Raw genomic sequence first — 16788 nt, 5'->3', positions numbered from 1 at the left:
CATAAATAAATTATACATTATACATACAATATAAAAACCTCAGTAGTTACTGCTTTTAGACATCAATTAGACGTGAATCTTGGATAAAACACTGTTTGGTATTTTCTACCCAAGGGAAAATAGAATTTTAGGTAATACTGGTACAAGCAGGAAAACCTAGATAAAATCAGAAAATGAAAATTCAACCTAGTGACAAGGCTTTGCTAGATTGGGCAGGGGATAGTTTGGCAATTGGACTATTTGAAGATGCAGTTACGTTGACTGGTGACCTGGCAAAATTAGATCAGCAGTTTGCGGGGGTTTTAAAAGAACTAATTGCCGAAGAAGAATTTACCGCCAAAGCCTACAGCACCATTTCCACCCGTGTTAGTGCTGGTGGCTCTATCCGTAAAGTAATTTTAGTGGGTTTGGGGAAACCAGAAGCCCTGAAATTAGAAACCCTGCGACGTGCGGCTGCTGCTGTGGCCAGGGTGGCGAAAAAGCAAAAAAGCAAAGTTCTCGGCTTGAGTTTTCCTGTGTGGAATAATCAGCCAGCAGCGACTGCTCAAGCTATAACTGAAGGTACGCAACTAGCCCTTTATCAGGACATTCGCTTTAAGTCTGAGCCAGAAGATAAAGGAGCAAAAATTGAGACAGTAGATTTACTGGGACTGAGTGGACAAGAAGCAGCCATTACCCTAGCTAATCATATCGTCTCCGGGGTAATCTTAGCTAGGGAATTGGTAGCAGCACCAGCCAATGAGGTAACACCCATTACCCTAGCAGAAACAGCCCGTGCGATCGCGACTGAACACGGCATAGAGGTAACAATTCTGGAACGGGAAGACTGCGAAAAGTTAGGTATGGGTGCGTTTTTAGGAGTTGCCCAAGCTTCAGACTTGCCACCAAAATTCATTCACCTGACCTACAAACCCGAAGGCACACCGAAACGCAAACTAGCAATTATTGGTAAAGGATTAACCTTTGATTCCGGGGGACTAAATATTAAAGGTGCTGGTAGCGGCATCGAAACTATGAAAATTGATATGGGCGGTGCTGGTGCGACCTTGGGTGCTGCCAAAGCGATCGCCCAAATCAAGCCAGATGTAGAAGTTCACTTCATTTCAGCCGCCACAGAAAACATGATTAGCGGTCACGCCATGCACCCAGGGGACATCCTCAGAGCATCCAACGGCAAAACCATAGAAGTGAATAACACCGACGCTGAAGGGCGTTTGACCTTAGCCGATGCCTTGGTGTATACAGATAAATTGGGAGTAGATGCCATGGTTGATTTAGCCACCCTCACCGGTGCTTGTGTGATTGCCTTGGGTGATGACATTGCCGGCTTATATACGAACGATGATGCTGTAGCTTCCCAACTGCAACAAGCCGCAGAAACCGCAGGGGAAAAACTGTGGCGGATGCCAATGGAAGAAAAATATTTTGAAGGGTTGAAATCCGGGATTGCGGACATGAAAAATACCGGACCGCGTCCTGGGGGTTCCATTACTGCGGCTCTTTTCCTCAAACAGTTCATTAAAGATACCCCTTGGGCCCATTTAGACATTGCTGGCCCAGTGTGGACAGATAAGGAAAACGGTTACAACAGTTCAGGGGCTACAGGCTATGGCGTCCGCACCCTAGTTAATTGGGTATTAGCTCAGTAGGGAGCCACAAGCAGGGTAGAGGCTTTCAGGGGAAGTATTTTGAGTCCTTAATCAGTGCGCCCCAATCCCTGAAAATTTGCCACGTAGCTACTAAAATATGTTGCAATACTAACAGGAAGAATATGGCAGTGAGAAACTCCCGGTTTTTCAGCAAAGCCATCTGGTAAAATTTGTAAGGTTTCTAGTAGCTCTAAGCAATGGGATTGACTGGCGTACGGATAGCAATTGACGCAATGGGGGGGGATCATGCACCCGGAGAAATCGTCACTGGCGCACTGCGGGCAAGTGACGAATTGGGTGTAAAAGTACTATTAGTTGGTGATCCCCAACAAATAGGAGCCGCCCTGCCCCCAAACACTAATTTGGAGCGGGTAGAGATCGTTCCTGCACAGGAAGCGATCGCAATGGATGAGGAGCCTTTGAATGCAGTTAGACGCAAACGCAAAGCTTCTATTAATGTGGCTATGGATTTAGTCAAGCAGCAGCAGGCAGATGCCGTGTTTTCTGCGGGACACTCCGGCGCAGCTATGGCAGCAGCTTTGCTCCGCCTGGGACGATTGCCAGGAATTGACCGCCCAGCCATTGGTACGGTTTTCCCCACAATCAAAGCCGGTAAACCAGTACTCATACTTGATGTTGGCGCCAATGTAGACTGCCGCCCTAAGTTTTTAGAGCAGTTTGCTGTCATGGGGTCAACTTATAGTCAGTATGTCTTAGGTATTACCAATCCCCATGTAGGTTTGTTGAATATCGGCGAAGAAGACACTAAGGGTAATGAGGTCGCCCTGCGCGCCCATGAATTATTACGGGAAAATTCCCAAATTAATTTTATTGGTAATGCTGAAGGGCGTGATGTACTTTCGGGTAACTTCGATGTGATTGTCTGCGATGGCTTTGTGGGTAATGTGTTGTTGAAATTTGCCGAAGCCGTGGGGGAAGTGATTCTGCAAATCTTGCGCGAAGAATTACCCCAAGGATTACATGGTCAAATTGGGACGGCAATTTTAAAACCTAACCTGAAGCGAGTTAAACAGCGCATGGATCATGCAGAACATGGCGGTGCTTTGCTGTTAGGCGTAGCCGGAGTCTGTTTTATTGGCCACGGTAGCTCTCAAGCTCCTTCTATTTTTAACGCCATTCGCATGGCCAAAGAAGCTGTAGATAATCAGGTGCTGCAAAGACTTCAGTCCCAATATGAAATCCTACAGCAGGAAACCTAGAAATTAGTCACAAAACTAGCGAGCAATAGCTGGGAAAAAAATACAAATTTTCATGACTAAAATTCTTATAGCTTGGGAGACTAGGAGTGGAAAAGTTAGGCATAGCAATTACAGGTAGCGGCTCGGCAGTACCAAAAAATCACCTCAGTAACCAGGATCTGACTGAACTGGTGGAGACTTCAGACGAGTGGATTACCACAAGAACCGGAATTCGTCAACGGTGTTTAGCATTGCCATCTGAATCGGTGAGCACCCTCGCGGCTGATGCCGGTAGTCAAGCGATCGCAGCGGCTGGGATAAAGGCAACAGACCTAGATTTGATTCTGCTGGCCACATCCACCCCAGATGATTTATTTGGCAGTGCTTGTCAAATTCAGGCGGCATTAGGAGCAACCAAAGCAGTAGCCTTTGACTTAACGGCTGCTTGCTCTGGGTTTGTCTTTGGGCTAGTCACAGCAGCCCAATATATCAGAACAGGCGTTTATCAAAACGTACTCCTAATTGGGGCTGATATCCTCTCTCGCTGGGTGGATTGGCAAGACCGCAGGACTTGTGTACTGTTCGGTGATGGTGCGGGAGCGGTGGTACTGCAAGCCAATAACAGCGATCGCCTATTAGGATTTTCCCTGAAAAGCGATGGGACCCAAAACCGCTACCTCAATCTTGCTTATACCCCCTCCGCCCAAGAACTCCTGCCCAATGTAAATATCACTCAAGGTACTTACCAGCCGATCACCATGAACGGCAAAGAAGTATACCGCTTTGCTGTGCAAAAAGTCCCTGAAATTATTGATAAAGCTTTATTTCAGGCTCATCTCACTATTGAGCAAATAGACTGGCTGATCTTGCATCAAGCCAATCAACGCATTCTTAATGCCGTTGCCCAACGCCTAAATATTCCAGAAAACAAGGTAATTAGCAATCTGGCTAATTATGGTAATACCTCTGCCGCCTCTATCCCCCTAGCCCTAGATGAAGCAGTGCGCCAAGGCAAAATCAAACCCCACGACATCATTGCCACATCTGGCTTTGGTGCCGGACTCACTTGGGGCGCAGCAATTTTTCAATGGGGAAGATAGTTAAAACTCAAGAGTAAAAAACTACACTTACCCCAATCACCAATGAGCAATGACTAACGACTAATGACTAAAACTGCATGGGTGTTTCCCGGACAAGGTTCTCAAGCCCTGGGAATGGGAATGGATTTATTAGATATACCTACCGCTAAAGATAAATTTGCCGAAGCCGAAGCAATTTTGGGCTGGTCTCTCACACAATTATGTCAGAACGAAGAAGAAAAGTTATCACGGACTCTCTACACACAACCCAGTCTTTATGTAGTAGAAAGTATCCTGGCTGATATCCTTCGAGAACGGGGACATCAACCAGATGTAGTTGCTGGTCACAGTTTAGGCGAATATATCGCCCTTTACATTGCCGGTGTGTTTGAGTGGTCTGCTGGCTTACACCTGGTCAAGCGTCGTGCTGAACTCATGGATAGTGCCGCTGGTGGAATGATGGCTGCTCTGATGAACTTTGACCGTGAACAGTTAGAATTAGTCCTCGCTCAGACACCAGATGCAGTTTTGGCTAATGATAACAGTCCGGCTCAGGTAGTGATATCTGGGAATCCAGAGGCTGTCAAAACAGTAATTTCCCAAGTTAAAGCCAAACGTGCTATACCCTTAAAAACCTCCGGAGCATTTCACTCACCCTTGATGGCTGCTGCGTCCGCCGAGTTCCAAGATATTCTAGAATTAGTAGAATTTCAGCCGGCTGTTATACCCGTACTGTCTAACGTAGATCCGCTTCCATCCACTGATGCCAAAATAATCAAGCAGCGCCTCAGCCAACAAATGACCGGTTCAGTACGCTGGCGAGAAATTTCTTTGGAATTAGCAATACAGGGTATTGAGGAAGTGGTGGAAATTGGACCGGGTAATGTGCTAACTAATTTGATTAAACGCACTACACCGGATTTAATCTTAAAAAATGTTCGTAATGCAGCAGAGTTGCCAGAATAGGGGATAGTAAAGCAGACGTAGATTGCAGAGTCTAGGCTGCTGGGCAAAATTGAGATTTTCTATACCCTATCCCCATTCCCCATTCCCCAATACCCTATATCCCATTTCTCTATGTCTCGAACCCGCGAACCTTTGATCAGTTTGGCACTTTACCACGCTTTTAAGTGGTCTATTGTCAGCCCTATGCTTCATGCTTACTTTCGGGGGAGAATTTATGGGGTGGAAAATGTCCCTAAGTCAGGGCCACTGGTGGTAGTCAGTAATCATGCTAGTTACTTTGATCCCCCCATTGTCTCTAATTGTGTACGTCGTCCAGTGGCTTACATGGCTAAGGAAGAGTTGTTTCAAGTCCCTGTTTTAGCACAAGCAATTAAATTGTATGGTGCTTACCCGGTGAGTCGCGGTACCGCTGACCGCAATTCTATTCGTTCAGCCCTAGAGTACCTTGATAATGGCTGGGCTGTAGGTGTTTTTTTACAAGGTACTCGCACTCCCGATGGGAAGATCACAGATCCTAAACGAGGGGCGGCTCTCTTGGCGGCCAAGGCTAAAGCACCATTTTTACCGGTGAGTTTATGGGGTTCTGAGAAGATATTACAAACAGGCTCCATACCTCTTCCAGTTCCCTTAACTATTAGGATTGGCAAATTAATTGATGCACCCAGTTCTACCAATAAAGACGAATTACAAGCTGTGACAGATAAGTGTGCTACAGCAATTAATCAGTTGCATGATTTAGGACGCTGAGAAATATGCTGCAAAGAGTCAAGTCCAGAAAATCTTAGGGCAAAAATTAGGCTAAAATCGGCCAGAAAAATATCTAAATGGGGAATTATGTCCGATTTAAGAACACAATTAACAGACAATCAGGATGAGGCTGAGTGGGATTGGCTAATTCCTCATGTACAAAGGGATGCGGTGATTTTAGTCACGCCAGGTTTAGACTTGCTGGATGTGGGAGTGGCGATCGCTAGCGATCAGGTTTCATCAGTGCAAGCATGGATTGACGGACAATTAATAGCTAAACCTTCCAATACACAAATGGGGAATTGGAATAGCGATCGCACTAAAAGATTTAAGACTCTGATTATTCAGCCCTATGTTCTAATACAAGAAATCTCAGCATAATTGGACTGGGAAACAAGTTTTGGCAAGATTTAGCTCAAATCTGAATCTCCATCCCTCACCTGTGATTCATTGCTTTCTCATATGTTCTGCACCCGTGTAACCAGTAACCAACCAAACTAAAGCCCTCACCCCATCACGGATAGATTTATCCAAGGGTTCATGGACATTTTTTGAAGGTACTGCTACAGGTTTAAATTGAATACCGCGACTTCCCAAAACTATCTCGCCAACCACACGGGCGCGGCGCATATGAAATTCCGAAGTAACTAAATAAACACTCTTAATACCTTTAGCCTGCAACTCATCTACTAGTGTAGTAAAATTTGTTACAGTATCTACAGCTTCATAGTCCAAGTGCAATCGTTTGGGATCAACTCCAGCCTTGGCAAACACATTCTGAGTTGATCTAGGTGGACTACCACCAGAAATCCAAATGGGTAAACTTGGATGCTCGCGGACAAAATTAGCTGTAAACCGTTCTCGTTCTAAATGTGAGGTAGAACCACCTAAAACTAATACTGCTTGGGGTGGTAAATTCTTAGTTTGCGATTCCTGGTATCCCAACCACATTAATAGAGGTAGGGCGAAAACCATAAACCGAAATGAATGACCTGTAAATAATAAATGATTCTTCAAGGCTCTATACTTTAGTCTGTTGAGTCCAGGATTTTATCTAAAAAAAGACAAATAAGTATGTAGGGTAATTTAAGAAAATCTACCCAAATATCAACTGATGTTTTGGCGTTGCGGAATTCACCTATGAAATTCCCAAGACTGAGTTTTGAACACTCTTACTTTTGCTTCTAAAGCAATTCCTGCAAGAGCCGCAGGAACTCTATGGGTATAAGCTGGGTCGGTACGAGAAACACCATTCATACTTCGATTATGCAATGCCGATTTTTTTACATAATACACAGACAAAGCTGCATTAACAGGACATATCGCAGTTGATACCAGATAATCAAGTGAGTCGGAAAATTAAATACCATTTCCGACTTTCTTCTTATTAAATCATTTACTGAGGACGGGACTGGCCAGGCTCGAACCGGCGACCTAGCGCTTAGGAGGCGCTCGCTCTATCCATCTGAGCTACAGCCCCAACTACAAAGCATATGCAAGCAGATACTATGATAGCAGGATTTTTAGGTAGACTGCCAAGAATTATCCCAAGAACCGCCGCCTATTTCTAAACCGCATAGAGAACTCTGTGCTTTGAGGATTGTTTGAGATTTGCTAGGAGTTAATTTTCGTAACTCCAAACTTAATTTTCCCTGCATGGTATCCCGACAACAGAATAATAAACCATTTGCTGTCGGCGCGCGCAGGGGTGTACCAGGTAAAGGCGTGGTTCCGGTCAATTCAATTTCATAATGTAAGTTTTTGGCGCGCATTTGCCATCTACCCCAGGGCTGAATATCCCATTCTACTTTTGCATTCCAGGGAACGAATTCATAAAACTGGCCATGATGGTGCAAGCCAATCATGGCCACAGATTCCATCCACCACAATACACCACGCTTGCCACCGCCAGCCGTCAAAGCCAAATCGGGTTCGCCATCAAAGTGATTACAATTCAACCAAAACCATTTTTGGGGAAAAGCGCCGCCCCAGTTTTTCTCTGCGTAAGCTGGCGCATTTGTAAATTCATAGATTTTACCGTTCCAATCAATCCTACCACTTGCTAACCCGTGAGCCATCAAGATTTGCCATCCAGGTTCAAAAATCTGTAAAGATGACAGCCAACCGGCGGTTGATTGCTGAAGACTATTTTTATTCCCCCAGTAGTATATCGGCTCAATGTCGTATAGCCAACGGCAATAATTACCAGTAATCGGATCGTAAATCTCTCCTTGATTTAAGGTAGCTGTAGCTTGATAGCCTTCTTGGATATGATGTTTAAACTCGGTGGGGGTGAGATATAAAGGTAGGTTGTTGAGGTGGGTTTTACCCCAATGACCTAATGCGAGAACATCTTGACTACCCCAAAATCCTTTGACATCAGGAAAAGTACGACATATATACTCATCATTGGGTCCGAGCACTTGAGCAGCACCACCACTATAGGGTTGGCCTCCAATGGGGTCTTCTATGGAGTACATGAACGCGAAGGTTTGACCACAATCAGGTAAAGTTAGGCGATAATACCAACCTTCAAAAAAGCGGCGACTACTACCGTCCCAATGGTATCCACTATGAGGGGTTTGGTTTGAGTGCAAAAAATTTAGGGGAATAGTTAACATATATCTATATAAAAGTTGCCTGTTTCTTTCAGTATGAGCGATTACCTCGATATTAATCATGCTTATGAAGTTTTAGGACTAACCCCCGGTGCGTCTCAGGAACAGGTGAAGCAAGCTTACCGTCAGTTGGTGAAGATTTGGCATCCTGATCGCTTTCTTAACCCTGAGGAAAAACAAGGAGCAGAGTCAAAAATCAAACAAATCAATCTAGCTTACAAGCAACTCAAGTCTCAACAGCTAAACACTACCAGTTTACCTTCTGCTTCGCCTCCAAATCTTTCAATTCATCAGGTAAATATATCTGTTCAGCGCTGGGATGCTGAAACTTTTTATAACTGGGGAGTGGAAAATGCCAGTAGAGGAAAATATGAAGAAGCGATCGCAAATTTTACCCAAGCTATTAGCCTCAATCCCACCTACATTGAAGCATACAAGTATCGGGGGTTTGTTTGTTCTCAACTGGGGTTTGAATATAGAGCTACTGCAGATTTAAATAAAGCTGCATCCTTAGAACGGAATGTCAGCGGATACTCTGACTCCACATACTCAAGGTCATCCAGACTGATATTCCAGCGTCAACCCCTGTTATCAAGATGCTGTCAGCAAATCAAAAAACTACTGAGGGTAAACAGGCGTTGGCGATGATTTCAGCCCATAGTCAGGGAAATATTAAGATAATTTACAAAATTATGACAGAAAGTTAATGCTGTTCAAGTTTGGTAAATATCTTACACAAATTGAATAGAGGATGCTAAATTACAAATAAGGTACAAAGGAATTAAAAGTTAACTAAAAAACCTATAAATTGGAGCCTGTACCTCCTGCTCTAATGAACTCGCAATCAGAAATCATTTGTTGCATCCTGTCGTCAAAGTTTTCCACCTTGAGTTAATTGATGTTTTTTGGAGGTTTCGGAAGTTACACCTACAGATGCCTGTTGATAGTAATTAAGGATGATCAATTGTCAGATCAATGGTTGCGAAAATCGTCCACTTTATTTGAGTTAATTCACCCTGTTTTTGAAATTTTATCTAAACACTAGATATCTAATAAGCCGCCATTGGTTACTGATACTTTTCCATCGTAACTTGTGGCGGTTTATGATTAACTAATCAATAACTAGGGACTGATTAAGGTAATTACAGTGACTTCAGGTGGACAAAATAAACGTCCTGGACTATAAGTTCCTAAGCCACGGCTGACATATAATTGATTGTCCAACACTTGATGAAAACCTTTTCCCACTCCCAATATCGGACTACTCTTGAGCAGTTTGCTAGGAACATTGGTTCCCATTGGCGCACTTTTTGAGGAAGTTGTTTTAGGAGCTTTTGATAATGGAAAATCACAGGGCCAATTCCTGGTAGGACAATATGACCTCCGTGGGTATGTCCAGATAGTTGTAAATCTACTCGCCACTGTGACAAAATTTTAGCAGTATCCGGGTTATGGGATAAAACAATCCGGGGTGTACTAGGGTTGAGTTGGTTCATAACTAGTGCAGGGTTAAATTCCCGTGACCAATAATCAGCTAGTCCTACAATTGGTAACTCTTGTCCTAAAGGATAGGCGATTTCATTCCACAGGACATTAACCCCTATGTTATTCAGGGCAGATGTTATTTCTGTTTTTGAGTGCTGGTAATGTATATCATGATTACCGAGGACGGCATAAATACCAGAGCGACTTTGTAAATCTTTAAGTCGTAAGGCTAGTTGGTGAATGGGTGTAGGATCGTCGGTTACATAGTCACCAGTTAATAAAATTATATCGGGTTCAGCCTCGTTACTAGCGGCGATCGCTTGTGCTAACAGTTTTTCAGAAATTCTCACACCATCATAGTGAAAATCTGTCAACTGTACCATTTTTATACCATGTAAAGATTTTGGCAAATCCGCAATCTTAACCGTTACTTCATCTACTCTTAAACGTCCCGTAAACAACCAGTTCATAGTACAACAGAGACTCCTCGTACCAGTGCTTACAGCTTATCAAAGATCACAATATATCTGGGTCTATGGCGCTGACAATTCCCGACCATTGAATTTTTTTCTGTTTCTCCCGACGATAAGAAAAGAAGTATTCTGGAGTTTGGTAAGTACAGTAAGGAGCGATCGCTATTTGTTCGGCGCTCATACCCAAGCTTTCCAGTTGTAAAACATTAACTCGCCGCACATCCAACTTCACCTTTCCAGGGTCGGGGTCTACCAATAACGGTGAATTTGGTAACTCATGCAAAGCATCTATAATTTGCTGTTGCTCTGCATAGGGTGTAATAGTAGCACCAAGTTGGGCAGCCACATGCAGAGAAACTTGATAAACCTCACCGGCGATCGCAGGTCCGATTGCAATGCGTAAATCATCCAGTTTGCTACCTTGCTCTTGCAATCGGGTGATAGCAACGGGAACAATCTTCGCTGCTGTTCCCCGCCAACCCGCGTGTAGTGCAGCTACTTGTCGAGTTTTGACATCAGCAATCAATACAGGTGTACAATCGGCACTAGCTACCCAAACAGCTTGTAGTGGCTGTTGGCTGATCACACCATCTCCTAAAACTAGACCGCCATCCTCGCCCCCCGTCTTCCCCTCAATGTCTTCTGGGGTGAGAACAATATTGCCATGTACCTGTTGGAGGCGATAGGTCATGCTTCTGGGTGCAGTACTTTTGTCAAATCTTCAGGCGATCGCGGCCAAAACTGCTGAGTAAAAAAGCCGTGATGCCAATCTTTAAGAAGACTACAAGTAAGATAGGGTAGTCCTTGCCAATTGTGCCAATGCCAAGTGTGCATCTTGAGCCAAACCTAAACAAAAATCAACATCAGTCAATTAATGCTAACTTGAAGAACGTGATTTGGGTTAACTGCTGTGGGATTTGATAGCTCGCGTGGCGAAGTCATTCGGCAACTCTTAGAAAGTCAGATGGAATCGGAACTCAGGTATACTTATCTACCATCTTCCCTGCATATTTTTGAAAGTGTTCCTTCAACTAATCAGACCCTGTGGCGCTTGCTGAAGGATGGGGCTGATAAAAAATCTGTAGTAATTGCAACTCAGCAAACTTCTGGCAGGGGACAATGGGGTCGTGAGTGGATTTCTCCCACCGGCGGACTATATCTTTCGGTGGGTGTTGTTCCTAAACTAGAAGCTGCCGATAGTTATCGGCTTACCTTAGCCAGTGCTTGGGGGATTGCTGCCCAGTTGCGTCAGTGCGGCATCAGTGTGGGCATTAAATGGCCCAATGACCTAGTCTTGGAGGGTCGAAAGCTCGGCGGCATTTTGACAGAAACAAAAGTCAATAACGGACAGATCACACAAGCAGTAATTGGCGTGGGTATTAACTGGGCTAACCCAGTACCCGAAACTGGGATCAATCTCCAATCCTGGCAGGACTCCCAGCCTCATCAGGCTATCTCTGGTCTAGAAATGCTCACGAAAACAGTTTTGGTAGGAATACAATCCGGTATAGACTGTCTCAGTCAAGAAGGAATAAGTGTACTCTTGTCTAAATATTTAGATTTATTAACAAATATTGGTGAGCAAGTATACATAGATAATCTTTTAGGCACTGTAGTGGGCGTAACGACCCAGGGAAATCTCCACATATCTTTTGACATAAAAGAGCTAAATGACATAAAAATGCCAGAAATTTATCTCGAACCCGGTACAATCAGTTTGGGTTACCGTAAATCTTCTGTTTTGTTTTAGGTTTGTTGAAAATCTCGCTCTTTAGGCTATAAAAAGCACTCAAATCATCTCTTTAGGCTAATTTATAACAACAGAGAGAAGCAATGACGCAGCGCCATAAATCTGCCCAACACCATTCACAGAACTCATTAAGATGCTATCCTTACGCGAAGCTGCTCCACATATGTGCATCTACGCTACCAGCACAAGGCTTTTTTCTGCTAACTAGTGTCAGCCTCTTAGGTGGGGGTTTGGCAATTGCCCAAACAGAAACAAGTATAGATAATATTGTTCCCACGATTGAAAGTTACTCGGTTCGAGCAGTAGTAATACCAAATACTCTCGAAAAAGAGACTGTTTCTTCCGCACCATCCCAACCGGAATCTTCAGTTCCACAAGAACAAGCTGACCTTATACAGAAACTACGTACTAGACAACAGGTTTCTACTCCCAGAGCAAATGTTACCTGGGAGGAACCCAAAGCTGAGGTTTCTACTCCCAGAGCAAATGTGACCTGGGAGGAACCCAAAACTGAGGTTTCTACTCCCAGAGCAAATGTGACCTGGGAGGAACCCAAAACTGAAGTTCCAACCTACAACACCCCAGGGTTTACCTGAAAAACTCCCAGAACTTGCCCAGCCGTCAAATAACTCGGACAGACCAACAGGTGCAACAGCAGGGAAAACAACCGATTATAATAACGCCTATATTGACCCTACCAGTTACACTACCAAGACAACGGCTACTTATCAAGCACCTAACTCCGTGGTCTTAACAGAACGGTCTAGTGGTTGTCAAACTGTTTTACCCTCTGGGCAAAGTATATCAGGGAGTAGTTGCGCTGCACCAAACCGGGAAGCTGCACGCCATCAGAAAACAGCACCAAGCTGGGTGAAAACCAGCCAAAATATTGATTTAGCGCAGGTTCGGGTCCTAAATAATCACAGCAGCAATAGATGGGTTCCATCTCATAGTGCTAATAGTGCTAATAGTGCTAATAGTGCTAACAAAACCGCTTCTCCCTCTCATCGGTTTAGCCCTAACCCTATTACATCGGTGTTAGGCTCTGCCATTGTACCCAGTGGTGAGACTTTACCCCCACCAATGGCCGCAGGGAATATTGCACCCCGCCCTAGTACAGTAGCTTATGAGTTCCCCCTAGCATCAGTATTGCCACAAATTCCCTTTACAGGTTCCGTCGCCTATGGTCATGGGGGTATGATATTTCCCCTTTCTATACCTGCTCGCATTAGTTCGGTATTTGGTTGGAGAAATCATCCCATTACAGGCGATATCCGCTTCCACTCCGGCACAGATTTGGCTGCTCCTATGGGTACACCAGTAGTAGCAGCCGCGGCCGGTACGGTGGAAACTGCCAACTGGTTGGGTGGTTATGGTTTAAGCGTAATTATTAACCATGCTTCTGCTCAACAAACCCTTTATGCTCATATGTCAGAACTATTTGTCCAACCCGGTCAAACTGTGGAACAGGGAACCGTCATTGGCCGAGTTGGTAGCACTGGTAATTCTACAGGGAATCACCTACACTTTGAAGTCCGCCACCTCAAACCACAAGGTTGGGTTGCTGTTGACTCCGGTGTACAATTAGAGATTGCCTTTAATCAGTTGGTACAAGCTTTACAAACAGCTCGGGTTCCTGAAGAATAGGGCACCCCTCTGGGGGAAGTCAAAAGTCAAATTTCTTGACTTTCCCTACTCACAAATAGCCATGTTCTGCTAAAAACTCAGGTGTTATATGGTTTTTGCCGTGGTTTTTGCTAGGAGAAACAAATTTTTCCACGTATTTGCCGAGAATATCCCCTTCTAAATTTACCCAACTACCAGGGACAAGATAGCGGAGATTTGTCTCCTCATAGGTCAGGGGAATGACTGCCACTGTGAACTGATATAATTCGGGATCATATACAGCTACTGTGAGGCTGATACCATTCACAGCAATGCTACCCTTGGGGACAATATACCGCGCGATCGCTTCGGGTGCAGTAAAGGTCATTTCCCAAGAACTGACGGTTTGCTTGGCCTCTACTAATTGACCTATACCATCTACATGACCCATAACAAAGTGACCGCCGACTTTACCACCCACCCGGAGGGAGGCTTCTAAGTTGACATATTTCTGTTGTGTTTGCTCATCTCCCAGGGTGGTGCGGCTGAGAGTCTCCGGCGAAGCAGTGGCGATAAAGCCATTGTGGAAAATTTTTTCCACTGTTAAACACACGCCATCTACAGCAACGCTGTCGCCATAAGCCAAATCCTGCATAATCACAACAGAAGATTGACTTACAAAGGTAATTTGCCAAGAATCCCCCCCTATGGGTTTCATCGTTCCTAAGGCTTGGATTAATCCTGTAAACACGGCTTTTTTCTCAAACTAATTGTATTTATTGCCTAATTTTGCCCAAAATTAACTGTAATTCTGACATGAATGAGGAACACATTAAGTATAATTTCAGACTGTTTTTATTATAAATTTATTAACACATTTGCATCATTCACAAGGCATACTTGGTTAAGAAGGTTATTGTCTAGTTAGATGACTTTGACTTACTCTGGTGTTCACAACAAGTTCGGAGTTTAATAGAAGCAATTATAGAGAACAATGCTTATGTTTATTCCCCAACCCAACTTACCCCAGTCAATGGTATTATTTATTACGGAGCGCCCAATCATTCACAGGATTGTAGAGGCTTAGGCAATGATTGAAATGAGAGTCGCTGGCATAGCATTAGATGCCATAACCCGCAGTCCGATCGTACTTTTGAAAGATTCCTCAGATCGCCGTGCTTTGCCAATTTATATTGGACAGGAACAAGCTAGGGCAATTATGGGGGCGCTTGAAAATCAAAAGCCTCCCAGGCCTTTGACCCACGACTTAATTGTGAATCTTTTACAGTCATGTTCGATGATTCTGGAAAAGGTGATTATTCACTCGTTACAAAAGGACACATTTTATGCAGCCTTAATTGTCCAGCAAGGCGAAATCAAAAAAGAAATTGATGCGCGTCCTAGTGATGCGATCGCCATTGCTCTGCGTACTAATTCCCCAATCTGGGTAATGGAAGAAGTAGTTTCCGATGCTTCTATCCCTGTTGACCGGGATGCAGATGAAGCAGAACAGCAAGCCTTCCGGGAATTTATCTCCAATCTTCGTCCCGAAGATTTGATCAAGCGCTTTGGTAATGGAAACAGCTAAATGAGTAGAGACGTGATTAGTCGCGTCTGTGCTCACTCCGTTACCCACCCCCCTTTCCGCTAACTTTCTTTTCATGCAATACCGACGCTTTGGCAAAACAAACCTACACCTCTCAGTCTTTTCTTTGGGAACAATGCGCTACCTGGCTAATGTCACAAATGCACAGCAGACAATTGTTGCAGCCTTAGCCCAGGGAGTCAATCATATTGAAACAGCTAGAGGTTATGGCAAAAGTGAGGAATATCTTGGTGCAGCTATCAAAGGGGGATTAACAGTACCCCGTTCCCAGGTTTACATCACCACCAAAATACCGCCTACAGTTGATGCTGATAGTATGCGTCGGTATATCAATGAATCACTAGAAAGATTAAATCTAGATTATCTAGATTGCCTAGGAATTCATGGCTTAAATACTTGGGAGCATCTCCAGTGGGTGCTGGCCAACAATGGCTGCATGAAAGGCGTTCAGGAAGCTGTTGATGATGGTCGAGTGCACCATGTTGGTTTTTCCACCCACGGTTCATTAGATATAATTCTGGCAGCCATCAATACAGATTTGTTTGAATTTGTCAATCTACATTATTACTATTTTTTCCAGCGTAATGCACCAGCAATTCAGCTCGCATCTGACAAGGACATGGGGATTTTTATCATTTCTCCAGCTGATAAGGGCGGTCGTCTCTACACGCCACCCCAAACATTAATAGACCTGTGTCAGCCTTATTCACCTTTAGAATTAAACTATCGATTTCTACTCAGTGATCATCGTATTACTACCTTGAGTTTTGGTCGGCCACTTCTGATGAATTAATCAAACCCTTACAGGAGTCCGATAATGTTCAACCGTTAACATTCTCAGAAACTTTAGCTTTCCAACGGTTAGAAGAACACCAGAAAGCTGCTTTGAAAACTGATAAATGTAGCCAGTGTTATGCTTGTTTACCTTGTCCAGAAAATATCAATATTCCGGAAGTTTTACGATTACGCAATCTCGCTGTAGCTTATGATATGAATGACTATGGAAAATATCGTTACGGTATGTTTGAAAATGCTGGTCACTGGTTCCCTGGAATGAAAGCTAACCGTTGTACCGAATGCGGTGAGTGTTTACCGCGCTGTCCAGAAAACCTCAATATTCCTGCTTTATTAGAAGATACTCACGAGAGATTAAGCGGCAAATCTGGGAGAAGATTATGGTGAATGGTCAGGGTATGTTGACTAACAGGGGACGGAGTGGACAAAACAAGCTTTGGCTAAACGGCGGTGATTTCGCCGCGTTGATAGGGGTTAGTAGCTAGTTACTGTTTTATTAACTAATAGTCACAAACACTCACAGTTGCTCAAAATTTCCTCTCATCTTTTCGCTTTGTGACGGAATTACAGTAAAATCACTGTATGCTACTAGGATTCAAAACCCAACTCAAAGTCAACAAGCAACAAGGACTACTACTAGGACAACACGCAGGAGTGGCCAGACAGGTTTGTCAGGACTTCCAGGGTGGCGACTATATCTGTTGTTAAACGCAAAGGGGCGCAAAGTTTGGCGCAAAGGTACGCAAAGGTTTATTGGCGGTCTAGAGTATGATCACATACATGATTTTTTAGTCAGATTTATCTGACTTTAGCTAT

Annotated in this window: 16 protein-coding genes, 1 tRNA gene and 3 pseudogenes; 13 read left to right on the top strand and 7 right to left on the bottom strand. The window is 44.0% G+C overall.

The genetic code is table 11. The features are described 5' to 3' along the window. Positions 1-173 precede the first annotated feature (173 nt). The 6 genes from AC6IZ0_RS12615 (at position 174) to AC6IZ0_RS12590 (ending at position 6021) form a co-directional block, all read left to right on the top strand. Entirely contained in the window at positions 174-1649 is a 1476-nt protein-coding gene (locus AC6IZ0_RS12615; protein WP_497723196.1) for a leucyl aminopeptidase, read from the top strand. Positions 1650-1846: 197 nt separating this feature from the next. Next, positions 1847-2869, top strand: coding sequence for a phosphate acyltransferase PlsX (gene plsX, locus AC6IZ0_RS12610; RefSeq protein ID WP_497723195.1), 1023 nt, complete (start codon positions 1847-1849; stop codon positions 2867-2869). Positions 2870-2955: 86 nt separating this feature from the next. Then, the gene (locus AC6IZ0_RS12605; protein ID WP_280802124.1) at positions 2956-3948 is read left to right on the top strand and encodes a beta-ketoacyl-ACP synthase III; all 993 of its coding nucleotides are present in this window, start codon (positions 2956-2958) and stop codon (positions 3946-3948) included. Between the two features lie 63 nt (positions 3949-4011). Beyond that, a complete protein-coding gene (fabD, locus tag AC6IZ0_RS12600; RefSeq protein ID WP_271731375.1) occupies positions 4012-4893 on the top strand; it encodes an ACP S-malonyltransferase in 882 nt (293 codons plus the stop codon). Between the two features lie 111 nt (positions 4894-5004). Continuing rightward, on the top strand, positions 5005-5640 hold the full coding sequence (locus AC6IZ0_RS12595) for a lysophospholipid acyltransferase family protein (RefSeq protein WP_271731376.1): 636 nt from the start codon (positions 5005-5007) through the stop codon (positions 5638-5640). 87 nt (positions 5641-5727) lie between these two features. After that, positions 5728-6021, top strand: coding sequence for a DUF2288 domain-containing protein (locus AC6IZ0_RS12590; protein WP_271731377.1), 294 nt, complete (start codon positions 5728-5730; stop codon positions 6019-6021). A gap of 66 nt (positions 6022-6087) precedes the next feature. On the opposite strand, the gene AC6IZ0_RS12585 is transcribed toward AC6IZ0_RS12590, so the two are convergent. From AC6IZ0_RS12585 to AC6IZ0_RS12570, 4 genes are all read right to left on the bottom strand, one after another. Further along, a complete protein-coding gene (locus AC6IZ0_RS12585; protein ID WP_497726054.1) occupies positions 6088-6615 on the bottom strand; it encodes a YdcF family protein in 528 nt (175 codons plus the stop codon). A gap of 159 nt (positions 6616-6774) precedes the next feature. Beyond that, positions 6775-6897, bottom strand: a complete 123-nt coding sequence (locus tag AC6IZ0_RS12580; RefSeq protein ID WP_497723192.1) for a hypothetical protein — start codon at positions 6895-6897, stop codon at positions 6775-6777. A 149-nt stretch (positions 6898-7046) separates the two neighbouring features. Beyond that, positions 7047-7120: transfer RNA gene (locus AC6IZ0_RS12575), tRNA-Arg, on the bottom strand. A 43-nt stretch (positions 7121-7163) separates the two neighbouring features. Further along, positions 7164-8261 carry a tocopherol cyclase family protein gene (locus AC6IZ0_RS12570; RefSeq protein ID WP_497723191.1) on the bottom strand — a complete coding sequence of 366 codons (1098 nt, stop codon included), beginning with the start codon at positions 8259-8261 and terminating at the stop codon, positions 7164-7166. A 33-nt stretch (positions 8262-8294) separates the two neighbouring features. Between AC6IZ0_RS12570 and AC6IZ0_RS12565 the strand changes: the two genes are divergently transcribed. Continuing rightward, positions 8295-8906: a J domain-containing protein gene (locus AC6IZ0_RS12565; RefSeq protein WP_271731379.1), complete on the top strand. Its 612-nt coding sequence runs from the start codon at positions 8295-8297 to the stop codon at positions 8904-8906. Between the two features lie 474 nt (positions 8907-9380). Here the strand turns inward: AC6IZ0_RS12565 and AC6IZ0_RS12560 are convergent. Both AC6IZ0_RS12560 and pgeF read right to left on the bottom strand, forming a co-directional pair. Further along, positions 9381-10213: pseudogene (locus AC6IZ0_RS12560) on the bottom strand (metallophosphoesterase). A gap of 46 nt (positions 10214-10259) precedes the next feature. Then, positions 10260-11050: pseudogene (gene pgeF, locus AC6IZ0_RS12555) on the bottom strand (peptidoglycan editing factor PgeF). A 130-nt stretch (positions 11051-11180) separates the two neighbouring features. On the opposite strand from pgeF, the gene AC6IZ0_RS12550 reads away from it, so the two are divergent. The 3 genes from AC6IZ0_RS12550 (at position 11181) to AC6IZ0_RS12540 (ending at position 13613) form a co-directional block, all read left to right on the top strand. After that, positions 11181-11966 (top strand): biotin--[acetyl-CoA-carboxylase] ligase, encoded by a 786-nt coding sequence (locus AC6IZ0_RS12550; RefSeq protein ID WP_280791467.1) that lies wholly within the window; start codon positions 11181-11183, stop codon positions 11964-11966. Positions 11967-12049: 83 nt separating this feature from the next. Continuing rightward, positions 12050-12562, top strand: coding sequence for a hypothetical protein (locus AC6IZ0_RS12545; protein ID WP_497723190.1), 513 nt, complete (start codon positions 12050-12052; stop codon positions 12560-12562). Positions 12563-12710: 148 nt separating this feature from the next. Continuing rightward, positions 12711-13613 carry a M23 family metallopeptidase gene (locus AC6IZ0_RS12540; protein WP_497723188.1) on the top strand — a complete coding sequence of 301 codons (903 nt, stop codon included), beginning with the start codon at positions 12711-12713 and terminating at the stop codon, positions 13611-13613. Positions 13614-13662: 49 nt separating this feature from the next. Here the strand turns inward: AC6IZ0_RS12540 and AC6IZ0_RS12535 are convergent, their stop codons facing one another. Further along, a complete protein-coding gene (locus AC6IZ0_RS12535; protein ID WP_497723187.1) occupies positions 13663-14322 on the bottom strand; it encodes a riboflavin synthase in 660 nt (219 codons plus the stop codon). Between the two features lie 339 nt (positions 14323-14661). Here AC6IZ0_RS12535 and AC6IZ0_RS12530 point away from each other — a divergent pair, with 339 nt between their 5' ends. The 3 genes and pseudogenes from AC6IZ0_RS12530 to AC6IZ0_RS12520 all read left to right on the top strand — a co-directional run bounded on the left by AC6IZ0_RS12530 (position 14662) and on the right by AC6IZ0_RS12520 (position 16680). Beyond that, complete coding sequence (locus tag AC6IZ0_RS12530; protein ID WP_271731386.1) at positions 14662-15159, top strand: bifunctional nuclease family protein; 498 nt, start codon at positions 14662-14664, stop codon at positions 15157-15159. A gap of 73 nt (positions 15160-15232) precedes the next feature. After that, positions 15233-16359 (top strand): annotated as a pseudogene (locus AC6IZ0_RS12525) (aldo/keto reductase). A gap of 195 nt (positions 16360-16554) precedes the next feature. Continuing rightward, a complete protein-coding gene (locus AC6IZ0_RS12520) occupies positions 16555-16680 on the top strand; it encodes a helix-turn-helix domain-containing protein (RefSeq protein WP_271731388.1) in 126 nt (41 codons plus the stop codon). Positions 16681-16788 lie beyond the last annotated feature (108 nt).

The sequence above is a fragment of the Anabaenopsis sp. NIES-4685 genome, from assembly GCF_059725405.1.
Note: the sequence above shows the minus strand (reverse complement) of the source record. Positions and strands in the feature narration are given on the sequence as shown.